This window comes from Corallococcus aberystwythensis (assembly GCF_003612165.1).
GTDB lineage: Bacteria > Myxococcota > Myxococcia > Myxococcales > Myxococcaceae > Corallococcus > Corallococcus aberystwythensis.
Window position 1 is genome coordinate 1 of record NZ_RAWK01000311.1, and the last position, 10,717, is coordinate 10,717.

General features: G+C 70.1%; 9 protein-coding genes and 1 pseudogene. 8 read left to right on the plus strand and 2 right to left on the minus strand.

The genetic code is table 11. The features are described from left to right. A pseudogene (locus D7W81_RS35390) lies at positions 1-544 on the minus strand (sulfatase-like hydrolase/transferase); the annotation flags it as partial. A 159-nt stretch (positions 545-703) separates the two neighbouring features. On the opposite strand from D7W81_RS35390, the gene D7W81_RS35395 reads away from it, so the two are divergent. The 8 genes from D7W81_RS35395 (at position 704) to D7W81_RS35430 (ending at position 9,684) form a co-directional block, all read left to right on the plus strand. Further along, a complete protein-coding gene (locus tag D7W81_RS35395) occupies positions 704-1,978 on the plus strand; it encodes an adenylate/guanylate cyclase domain-containing protein (protein WP_120559798.1) in 1,275 nt (424 codons plus the stop codon). A 175-nt stretch (positions 1,979-2,153) separates the two neighbouring features. Further along, positions 2,154-2,672 (plus strand): NADH-quinone oxidoreductase subunit C, encoded by a 519-nt coding sequence (locus D7W81_RS35400; protein WP_120527536.1) that lies wholly within the window; start codon positions 2,154-2,156, stop codon positions 2,670-2,672. A 13-nt stretch (positions 2,673-2,685) separates the two neighbouring features. Further along, positions 2,686-3,945: an NADH dehydrogenase (quinone) subunit D gene (gene nuoD / locus D7W81_RS35405; RefSeq protein WP_120559799.1), complete on the plus strand. Its 1,260-nt coding sequence runs from the start codon at positions 2,686-2,688 to the stop codon at positions 3,943-3,945. Then, positions 3,942-5,831, plus strand: a complete 1,890-nt coding sequence (locus D7W81_RS35410; RefSeq protein ID WP_120559800.1) for an NADH-quinone oxidoreductase subunit G — start codon at positions 3,942-3,944, stop codon at positions 5,829-5,831. The genes nuoD and D7W81_RS35410 overlap by 4 nt, the downstream gene beginning before the upstream one ends. 2 nt (positions 5,832-5,833) lie before the next feature. Further along, positions 5,834-7,279, plus strand: coding sequence for a complex I subunit 1/NuoH family protein (locus D7W81_RS35415; RefSeq protein WP_120559801.1), 1,446 nt, complete (start codon positions 5,834-5,836; stop codon positions 7,277-7,279). A gap of 27 nt (positions 7,280-7,306) precedes the next feature. After that, positions 7,307-8,068: a NuoI/complex I 23 kDa subunit family protein gene (locus D7W81_RS35420; RefSeq protein WP_120559802.1), complete on the plus strand. Its 762-nt coding sequence runs from the start codon at positions 7,307-7,309 to the stop codon at positions 8,066-8,068. A gap of 168 nt (positions 8,069-8,236) precedes the next feature. Further along, positions 8,237-8,599, plus strand: coding sequence for a (2Fe-2S) ferredoxin domain-containing protein (locus D7W81_RS35425; protein ID WP_120559803.1), 363 nt, complete (start codon positions 8,237-8,239; stop codon positions 8,597-8,599). A gap of 17 nt (positions 8,600-8,616) precedes the next feature. Next, entirely contained in the window at positions 8,617-9,684 is a 1,068-nt protein-coding gene (locus D7W81_RS35430) for an alpha/beta hydrolase family protein (protein WP_158621756.1), read from the plus strand. 15 nt (positions 9,685-9,699) lie between these two features. On the opposite strand, the gene D7W81_RS35435 is transcribed toward D7W81_RS35430, so the two are convergent. Further along, positions 9,700-10,717: adenylate/guanylate cyclase domain-containing protein (locus tag D7W81_RS35435; RefSeq protein ID WP_147445738.1), on the minus strand; the 1,018-nt coding region annotated here is incomplete at its 5' end.

Consider the following 10,717-nt stretch of genomic DNA (forward strand, 5'->3'; position numbering starts at 1 on the left):
GCTCCGGCCCCCCGGAACGCACCCGCCGCCGGAGTGCCCTCGCACCGCGCACCGACAACACCGCCAGGTGGACCGCCACCCACGCCCCGGCCGCCGCGCGCGCCTGCCACGGCTCACCGTGATCCACCAGCCACGCCAGCACCGGCCGCACCGCCGGAAGGTCGTCGAAGAGCGCGGGCCGCGCCAACGCCCGGTCCCACGCCCAGAACAACAGCAGCGCCCCCCAGTGCGGCACCAGCACGGCCCAGGACACCCATCCGCTCCGCCGGGTCCACGCCCTCGCCATCACCGCCGCCGCGAGCCCCAGGAGGCCGCCCGCGATTGCGTACACGGCCGCCACGCGCAGGATGACGCCAGGCAGCAGCGGCCGGACCGCCGCCGCGAGCGCCGCGTAGGGGCCGTCCAGCGGAATGTCCACGCCCACGACGCCCGCCTTGAGCAGCCAGGCCGTCTCGGCCGCGAAGAGCAACAACCCGAGCAGGGCGCCCAGCGCCAGGCGCCCCGAGCTGGCACGGAGGAAGGAAGCGACGGACCGCACGGACATGCCTCCAGCGTCTACCCCGTCCGGCCATTTCCGCGCCAACTCTGTGTTCCACCGGGCTTTCGGGAAGTCCGCGACGTGCGTGGGAAGCACCACCGGTGCAAGATGGCACCCCGCCTGTTCCTGACCGTTGCATCCCCCGGTCCGGGGGACCCCACCCCAATGTCCACCAGCGCCCCGCCCAGCGACACCCTGCAGGAGTCCGTGCGCCGCGCGCTCGCCGGGGAGCGTCAGTCCAATGGACGGCACCTGGCCTGGGTCCGGCTGGGCGCGGTGGGCGTGCTCTTCACCGTGGCGGTGTACCTGGGCCGCGTGCGCGGGCTGCACGACTGGGACGTCTACCTGGCGCCGTTCGCGCTCTACCTCGTGTGCACCACCGTCGTGGCCGTGGCGGTGACGGCCTCCACGCGCATCGCCCGCTGGGCGTCGTTGTCCGTGGCATTCGTGGACGTGCCCGCCGTCTACTGGCTCCAGCACCTGGCGCTGCCGGTGTCCCCCTCTCCGGGCGGCGTAGCCGGCTTCACGCTGGGCATCTTCGCGGCGCTGGTCCTCCTGTCCGCCCTGAGCCTCCGGCGGCCCGTCACCCTGATCGTGACGGTCATCGCCATCCTCGCGGAGGTGCGGCTCCAGCAGGAGGCCTCCATCGGCGGGGGCGCCCAGGTGGCTGGCGCGGTGATGCTGGCCATGACGGCCGCGGGCGCCGCCCGGCTCCTCCAGCGCATCCGCTTGCTGTCCGCCGCCGTCACCCAGGAGGAGCTCCAGCGCGCCCGCCTGGGCCGCTACTTCTCCCCCGCCGTCGCGGAACGCCTCCAGGACCGGGACTCCCCTGCCGCGGAGCTGCGCGAGGTGTCCGTGCTCTTCGCGGACGTGCGCGACTTCACCGCCCTGAGCGAACGGCTGCCACCCGAGCAGGTGGTCACCATCCTCAACGAGTACTACGGCCGCATGGTGGAGGTGGTGTTCCGCCATGGAGGGACGCTCGACAAGTTCATCGGGGACGCACTGATGGTGTACTTCGGCGCCCCGCTGCCGGATGCCCACCACGCCCGGAGCGCCACCCGCTGCGCGCTGGACATGGTGCGCGAATTGGAGGCCGTCAACGCCGAGCGCGCCGCCCGGGGCGAGGCCGGCCTGCGCATGGGCGTGGGCGTCCACACGGGGCCCGTGGTGCTGGGCAACATCGGGTCGCCGTTCCGGCGCCTGGAGTACACCGCCATCGGCGACACCGTGAACCTGGCCAACCGCATCGAGCGGCTGACCAAGGGCTTCGGGGTCCCGGTGCTCGTCTCCCAGGCGACCCGGGAGCAGGCCGGCGACGCCTTCCGGTGGGCCCCCGCCCCCGTGGCGCTCGTCCCCGGCAAGAGCCAGCCGGTGGTGACCTTCATCCCCGAGCCCGCCGAGGACGCCCCCATGATGGGTCCGGACGTGGCGGCCTGAACTCGCGCAACCCCTTGTGCCCAGGCAGGCAGGGGGTGGATCGCGACGCCGGGCTACTGGACCGCCTAAGTGGCCTACATGGTTGAGGGTTTACGTTGACGCCTCACGCGAACGGTCCTTATAAAGCCGCGGTTTCCTCTGTCGTAGATCGAGGCCCCCCTTGAGCATTTTCGCGTTGGACCGGGTCGCCGCCCAGTTTCCCGAGGCGGTCGCGGAGCGCTATGTCGACCGCGCTGGCGGAGCCTGGGCCGTCATCCATGCCGAGTGGCTGCCGAAGGTCGCCACCTTCCTGAAGATGGATCCCGAGCTGGACTTCAAGCTGTTCGGCTCCGCGGACGCCGTGGACCGCCTGCACCTGGCGGAGAGCGATCCGCGCTTCGAGGTCGTCTACTTCCTCTATTCGCTCAAGCGGAAGGAGCACGTGCGCCTGAAGGTGCGCGTGACGGAGACCCGCCCGGAAGTCCCCTCCCTCACGCCGCTGTACCGGGGCGCGAACTGGTGGGAGCGGCTGGTGTTCGACTTCTACGGCATCCGCTTCACGGACCACCCGGACCTGCGCCGCATCCTCCTGTACGACGAGTTCCAGGGCCACCCCCTGCGCAAGGACTACGCGCTGCGCGATCGCCAGCCGCTGATCCCCGAGCGCCCCATCAAGGACATCTTCCGCGGCCCCGGCACCAGCGGCGTCGCCTGATCGAGACCTCTCCATGGCCGACAGCCACAACACCGACGCGAAGAAGCCCCACAACCCCGACACCGATGGGTTCGCCCATGAGGAGTCGGAGCTGGAGTCGCACTTCCAGACGAAGAACATGGTCATCAACATGGGCCCCTCCCACCCGGCCACGCACGGCACCGTGCGGCTGAAGGTGGAGCTCGAGGGCGAGACCATCGTCAAGATCGACCCGGAGATCGGCTTCCTCCACCGCGGCTTCCAGAAGAGCTGTGAGAACGTCACCTGGACGCAGTGCCTGCCGTACACGGACCGGCTGAACTACCTGTCCGCGATGATGAACAACTTCGGGTTCCTCAACGCCGTGGAGAAGCTCATCGGCCTGGAGATCCCGGAGCGCGCCCAGTACATCCGCGTCATCGGCAGTGAGCTGCACCGGCTCACCGACCACCTGACGTGCGTGGGCGCCACCGGCCTGGAGATGGGCGGCTTCGCGCCGTTCCTCTACGGCATGGAGGCCCGCGAGCTGCTGCAGGACCGCGTCACGGAGCTGACCGGCGCGCGCCTCACCACCAGCTTCGGCCGCGTGGGTGGCATCAACCGCGACCTGCCCGAGGGCTGGTCGGAGAAGGTCCTCAAGTCGCTGGACCGCACCGAAGAGCTGCTCGTGGAGATGGACGGGCTGCTCACGCGCAACCGCATCTTCGTGGACCGCACCAAGGGCACCGGCATCATCACCGCCGAGGACGCCATCGACTACGGGTGGACGGGCCCGGCCCTTCGCGCGTGCGGCGTGGATCACGACCTGCGCAAGGTGCAGCCGTACTGGGTCTATGACCGCTTCGACTTCGAGGTGGTGGTGGGCGAGCACGGCGACAACTACGACCGCTACCTCGTGCGCCTGGAGGAGATGCGCCAGTCCATCCGCATCCTGCGCCAGGCCCTGGCCACCATCCCCCCCGGCCCCATCATCGTGGACGACTGGCGCATCGCGCTGCCGCCCAAGCCGGAGGTGTACGGCACCATCGAAGGCGTGATGGCGCACTTCAAGCTGGTGATGGAGGGCATCCAGGTGCCCCCCGGTGAAGTCTACGACGCCACCGAGGCCTCCAACGGCGAGCTCGGCTGGTACCTGGTGAGCGACGGCCGCGGCCGTCCGTACAAGGTCCACGTGCGCGCTCCGGGCTTCCCGGTGCTGTCGGCGCTGCCGCACATCATCCAGGGCAAGATGCTCGCGGACCTCGTTCCCACCTTTGACACCATCAACATGATCGGCGGCGAGGTCGAGCAGTGAGCGACAACGACACGAAGAAGCCTACCGGTGACGCGCAGACGCCCCCCAAGGGCGCGCCCACCGACACGCCCGCGGCCAAGGTCGGCCCGGAGCCGTCCAACCCGCCCGCCGGCGCGAAGCTGGACTCCCCGCCCGTGGCGCACAGCGGCCCCACCGGCACGCCTCCGCCCAAGCCGGCGGCGCCCGCCGGCGGCCCTCCGCCCAAGCCGCAGCCCAAGAACCCGGGCTTCGTGACGGCGGTCATCGACGGCCGGGAAGTCGTGGTGAAGCCGGGGACGAACATGATCGAGGCGGCCAAGACGGTCGGCTCGGAGATCCCCTACTACTGCTACCACCCGCGCCTCTCCATCGCGGCCAACTGCCGCATCTGCCTCATCGAGGCGTCCAACGCGCCCAAGCTCGTCCCCGCCTGCCAGACGCCCATGGCCGAGGGTCAGGTCATCAAGACCACGACCCCCAAGGTCAAGGAGCAGCAGCGCGCGGTGATGGAGTTCCTGCTGCTGAACCACCCGGTCGACTGCTCCATCTGCGACCAGGCCGGTGAGTGCAAGCTGCAGGACTACTACATGAAGTACAACTACAAGCCCTCGCGCCTGGAGGGCACCAAGGCCCTCAAGCACAAGCGCAAGGTGCTGGGGCCCCACGTGGTGCTGGACCAGGAGCGCTGCATCATCTGCACGCGCTGCGTCCGCTTCATGAATGAAATCCCGAAGGAGCCGCAGCTGGGCGTCTTCGGCCGCGGCAGCCACGAGCGCATCGACGTCTTCCCGGGCAACGAGCTGAACAGCAACTACTCGCTCAACACCGTGGACGTGTGCCCGGTGGGCGCGCTGCTCTCCCGCGACTTCCGCTTCAAGGCGCGCTCGTGGTTCCTGTCCGCCACGCCGTCCGTCTGCACGGGCTGCTCGCGCGGCTGCAACATCTACGGCGATTGGATGTCGCAGGACACGTACCGCTACCGCCCGCGTGAGAACGAGGCCATCAACAAGAGCTGGATGTGCGACCAGGGCCGCCTGTCGTACAAGGACCTGAACGTGGGCCGGGTGCTCACCGCCCGCGTGGGCCGCGGCATGCAGGCCCCTGGCACGGTGCAGCCGGCCGTCGGCCGCAAGGACGCCGCGCTCGGCGCGGTCAAGGCGCTCAAGCCGCTCGTGGGCTCCAAGCAGCTCGCGGTGCTGGCCTCGCCGGTCGCGTCCAACGAGGACCTGCTCGCGGGCCTGACGTTCGCGAAGACGGTGCTGGGCGTCACCCAGGTGTTCGTGGGCGGCCGGCCGCAGGGCAAGGCGGACCACTACCTGATGACGGCGGACAAGAACCCCAACCGTCAGGGCCTGGCGCTCATCGCCAAGGGCCTGGGGCTGTCGCTCAAGGGCTTCGAGGAGCTCACCCCCGCCATCAACGCGGGCCAGGTGAAGGCGCTCTACGCGGTGGGCACGGAAGTCCCCGTGGACGCGGCCACCTTCGCGGAAGCCGCCGCGAAGCTGGAGGTGTTCGTCGCCCAGGCGCAGAACGAGTCCCCGGTGACGGCGCAGGCCACGGTGCTGCTGCCCGCCGCCGCGCACATCGAGGACGAGGGCACGTTTACCCAGCAGGACGGCATCACCCAGCGCTTCCGCAAGGCGTACCCCTCCAAGGGGGACGCGGTGCCGCACTGGAAGTGGGCCACGGAGCTGACGCGCGAGCTGGGCGGTGAGGCCGCCGCTGCTTCCGCGCGCGACGTGTGGCGGGCGCTCTCGGGCAAGGTGTCCGAGTTCGCCGAGTTCAACTGGGACAAGGCCTCTCCGCCGGACCGGGAGAAGCCGGGCATCAATCCGCTGCCGTCGGGAGCCGACGGCCGTCCGCCGGGCTACCGCGAGTTCGGCGCGCCGCGCGTGAGGGGCATCTGACCATGAGCCGCATCCTGACCATGCTGTTCGCCATGGCCTTCATCATCTTCGCCATCGCTGGCGGAGTGGCCTCGGCGTATCTGGTGGGCTACCTGGCGGAGGAGTACCTCTTCGAGGGTGCCAGCCGCCTGACGAACATCCTCTTCCTGATGCTCGTCTTCGTGATGATCACCGCGACGCTGCTCACGCTGGCGGAGCGCAAGTGGTCCGCGTTCATGCAGGACCGCGTGGGCCCCAACCGCGCGCGCCTGGCCATCCCGGGCCTGTCCAACCGCTCCCTGGGCGGCATCCCGCACATCATCACCGACGTGCTGAAGATGCTGACCAAGGAGGACTTCGTCCCCGGTACGGCGAACAAGTTCCTGTTCAACCTGGGCCCCATCCTCGCCTTCGCGCCGGTGTTCGCGCTGTTCGCGGTGGTGCCGGCCGGGCCCACGGTGAACGTGTTCGGCAAGACGGTGGACATGGTCGTCGCCACGCCGGACTTCGGCATGCTGTACCTGCTCGCCATCGCGTCGCTCGCCGTGTACGGCACGTCGCTGGCCGGCTGGTCCTCCAACAACAAGTTCGCGCTGCTGGGCGGCGTGCGCGCCTCCGCGCAGATGATCTCCTACGAAGTGGCGCTGGGCCTGTCGCTCGTGGGCCTGTTCCTGGCCTTCTCCTCCGTGCAGCTGCCCGTGCTGGTGGGTGACGTGGGCAACGCGCTCGTGTCCGGCACCGGCCAGGCGCAGTACCTGTGGCGCACGGACGGCGGCTTCGACCTGGGCCTGCCGGCGTGGGGCATCTTCATCCAGCCCCTGGGCTTCATCGCCTTCTTCGTGGCGTCCTTCGCGGAGACCAAGCGCGCCCCGTTCGACGCTCCGGAAGGCGAGTCCGAAATCATCGGCTACTTCGTGGAGTACTCCGGCATGAAGTTCGGCATGTTCATGATCTCCGAGTTCGTGGAGGTCGTGGTGCTGGCCGGCGTGACGGCGTCGCTCTTCTTCGGCGGGCACCACCTGCCCTTCGGCGGCGAGTGGCTGGCGGCGCAGCCCTTCTTCCAGGAGCACGGCTGGGTGTACGGCACGCTGCTGGGCACGGTGTTCTGGATCAAGGTCATCCTGCTCATCTGGGTGCAGCTCGTGATTCGCTGGACCTTCCCGCGCTTCCGCTACGACCAGATCCAGAACCTGGGCTGGAAGATCCTCCTGCCCGCGGGCCTGGCCAACGTGTTCATCAGCGGCGCGCTGGTGCTGTGGGATCCGTCCCTGCGCGCGCTGGGCGTGGTGGGCCTGCTGGAGATCGGCTTCGTGGTCGCCCTGACCATGACCACGGGTGCCAAGGCGGCGGGCGCGCACGACACGGCGCACGGCCATGGGCACGACGCGCACGGCCACGGACACGACGCGCACGGCCTGCCCGCGCACGCGGCGGACCCCCACTCCCATTCCCCGGCGGGCGCGCACTAGCGCGGTCCGGAAGCGAGACTCGACACCATGGCGTTCAATGCTTCCCAGGATCCGCGCACGGACCTCCGTGAGCGGATGTACATCCCGGAGCTGCTGCGCGGTCTGGCCATCACGACCAAGCACTTCTTCCGCAACATGTTCGGCACGCGCGACCCCAACCCCCAGGTGGTGGACCGCACGGGCATGAACCTGATGACCACGGTGGAGTACCCGGAAGAGAAGCCCATCTATCCGGAGGGCTACCGCGGTCTGCACCGGCTGGTGCCGCGCGAGGACGGCAAGCCGCGCTGCGTGGCCTGCTACATGTGCGCGACCATCTGCCCCGCGCAGTGCATCTACATCGAGGCGGGTGAGTACGAGCGCGAGGCCACCGACTCCGAGTCGGCGGTCATCGAGAAGTACCCCACCCAGTTCGTCATCGACGAGCTGCGCTGCATCGTGTGTGGCCTGTGCGTGGAGGCGTGCCCGAAGGACGCCATCCGCATGGACACCTACATGCACACGCCGTCCGAGTACAACCGGCAGAACTTCGTCTACGACATCCCGAAGCTGCTCAAGGGCCCGGCCGTGTCGCACCCGTCCGACCCCTGGAACAAGCGTGAGAGCTCCACGGAGCCGCACCACGTCCACAAGGAAGCGCACACGCGCATCGGCGAGGGACACGAAGGCCACGACGCCCACGGCCACGCCAAGCAGCTGGGCGCGGGCCACGGCCACGCCAAGGCGGGCGCCGGGCACGCGGTGGTGACGCAGCAGGGTCCCATCCAGGTGACGAAGTTCATCAAGTAGTCCCGTTCCGCGCCGCGGGGGCGGGATTCACCGCCCCTTCGCACGCAAGCCCGGCCCGCCTCTTCCCGCCGTCAGGGGAAGAGCGGGCCGAAGCCTTTTCTGGGGGCATGTGGTGATGCTGCAGCTCTTCAATGCGCATGGTGCCGGCCTGGCACGGGGAGCCCCGCCGTGAAGCGCTACCGGATGTCGGTGTGCAAGGGCTCCAGCTGCCGCGAGGCCGGCTCGGACGCGGTGCACGTGGCGGCGCGCGAGGCGCTGGCGGACAAGGGCCTGCAGTCCCGGTGCGAGCTGTACCGCGGCGGCTGCTACGGCTTCTGCCACATGGGGCCCAACGTGGTGGTGCGCGAGGACACGGGCAGGAAGCGCGACCCGCTGTCCCCGGAGGACTACCAGCTCATGGGGTGGCCCGGAGAGGTGTACTACTCCGGGATGACGGCGGAGAAGATGCGCCGGGTGGTGGCCGAGCACATCCAGGACGACGCGCCCGTGCGCGAGCTGTTCGGCCAGCCGGACTCCGGCGACGACGACTGATACTCCTGAGGTGCTCCGTGCTCCGCGCAGCCCTGTCTGCCCTCCTCCTGTCAGGCCTCGGGGGCCTGTTGGTGTTCGGTGCCTGTTCGCGCCCCGTGGTGCCCGCGCCCCCGCGAGTGCTGGGCGCGCATGCGGACGCGGACAGCCCTCGCGTCGTGGGAGCGGCGCTCGTCCGGGACGGTGACTCCCGCGACGAGCTGCTGCGGCGCCATCCGCGTGTCGAGCCCGACGCGGCGCTGACGGCCACCCTGGCGGCCATCCTCGCGGACTCCGGGCAGCGCCTGCGCTGGAGCGCCGCGCCCGTGGAGGACCTGACGTGTGACAACGGCGACGTGCGCTTCCGGATCCAGGTGCGAGCACCGCCCGGGTGCTCGGAGCGCGCGTGTCCCGTGCTCGCCTTCTATACGACGGGCTGTCCCCGGCCGGGCTATCACTGGCGCCCGGAGTTCTTCCTCCGCGCGGGCTTCATCTACGCGGAGCCCGCGGTGCGGGGCACCGCCTGCACTGAAGCGTGGGCCCGCGCGGACAACGGGCCGCTGCGCGTGGAGGCCGCCACGGACCTGGAGGCCGCCAGCCGCTGCCTGCGCCAGCGCTTCACCCGCGATGGCGTGGTTCCCAGGCTGGGCATCCTCGGGTGGAGCTACGGGGGCAACCAGACGCTGGTGGGCATGACGCGCTTCGCGGGCAGCTACGACGCGGGCTTCGCCCTGGCCGCCAAGACGGACCTGGCGTCATTCCTCTCCCAGGCCACGCCGGAAGTGCGCCGCGCCCGGGCCTCGGAATACGGCGATTTGGAGAAGGACGCGGAGCAGCTCCGCGCCATCTCGCCCGTGACCTATGTGGACCGGGTGGAGGCGCCCATCGCCCTGAAGCTGGGGGCGAGGGACCCGAAGGTGTCACTGTCGGACGCGGACGTCTTCGTGCGCGCGCTCCGGGCCCGGGGCCAGGACGCGTCGCTGATGATCATCCCCGAGCACGCGCACCTCACGGAGCGCCCGGAGGAGATTGCGTTCGAGCACGCCCACCTCCTCCAGTTCTTCACCTCGCGCTTCGGCATGCCCCTCCGGGTCGAGACGCGGCCTTGAAGGGCTCGGCCAGGGCTAGCGCGAGTCCGTGGCGCGCCGGCCCCAGCGGATGACGCCGTCCCAGTCCGCGGGCGGCGGCGTCTGGATGAGGCGCTGGCAGCGCTGGACGTAGACGCGGGCCACGGTATCGCCGTGCTCCACGGTGCAGCGGCGGAACAGCTCCTGGGCCACCAGGAAGTCGCGCCCGTAGTAGGCGATGAGGGCCTTCTCGTAGAGGGCCATGCCCGCCTGCTTCTCCGGGGAGAACTCGCCCCGGCGGCCCAGCAATTCGTGCACGCGCACGGGCTGGGGCCTGTCCTTCAGGAGCACGCGGTCCACCTCCCGGAAGACGTAGGCGTCGCTGGCCAGCTGCGCGGTGGCCTGCCCCACCAGCACCTGGGTGCCGTACTCCTTGTTGGCCGCTTCCAGCCGGCCGGCCAGGCTCACCGCTTCACCCATGACGGTGTAGTGGGACTTGAGCTCGCTGCCCATGTCGCCCACCAGCAGGTCGCCCGTGTCGATGCCGGCCTTCACCGACAGCCGGTGGCCGAACTGCTTCTCCCAGAGGGGCTGCTTCTGCGCGAGCGCCGCCTGGAGCTTCAGCGCGGCCTCGCAGGCCAGGTGCGCGTGGCGGTCCGTGCGCACGGGCGCGCCCCAGAAGGCCATCACCGAGTCGCCGATGTACTTGTCCACCTGCCCCACCGTGGCGCGCACCACGGCGGTCATCTCCGTGAGGAAGGTGTTGAGCAGCGGCACCAGCTGCTCTGGCGGCAGCGCCTGCGACAGGCGGGTGAAGCCCTCGATGTCGCAGAGGTACACCGTCATCTGCCGGCGCTCCGGCTTCATCAGGCTCACGTCGCGCGCCACCAGCCGCGCCACCTCCGGGCTCACGTAGCGGCCCAGGGCGCTGTGGACGAACTCGCGCACGTCCTGTTCGGTGCGGAAGGCGTAGAGGGTCGTCACCAGGAACGCGAGCCCGCCGGACCACAGCGGGCCGGCCACGGCGATCCACAGCTTGTCATGGACGAAGACGTACCCCGCCGCGCCCACGTAG

Coding starts and splice junctions, on each gene's coding strand:
- D7W81_RS35395 (WP_120559798.1), top strand. CDS start 704: ATGTCCACCAGCGCCCCGCCCAGCGACACCCTGCAGGAGTCCGTGCGC.
- D7W81_RS35420 (WP_120559802.1), top strand. CDS start 7,307: ATGGCGTTCAATGCTTCCCAGGATCCGCGCACGGACCTCCGTGAGCGG.
- nuoD (WP_120559799.1), top strand. CDS start 2,686: ATGGCCGACAGCCACAACACCGACGCGAAGAAGCCCCACAACCCCGAC.
- D7W81_RS35415 (WP_120559801.1), top strand. CDS start 5,834: ATGAGCCGCATCCTGACCATGCTGTTCGCCATGGCCTTCATCATCTTC.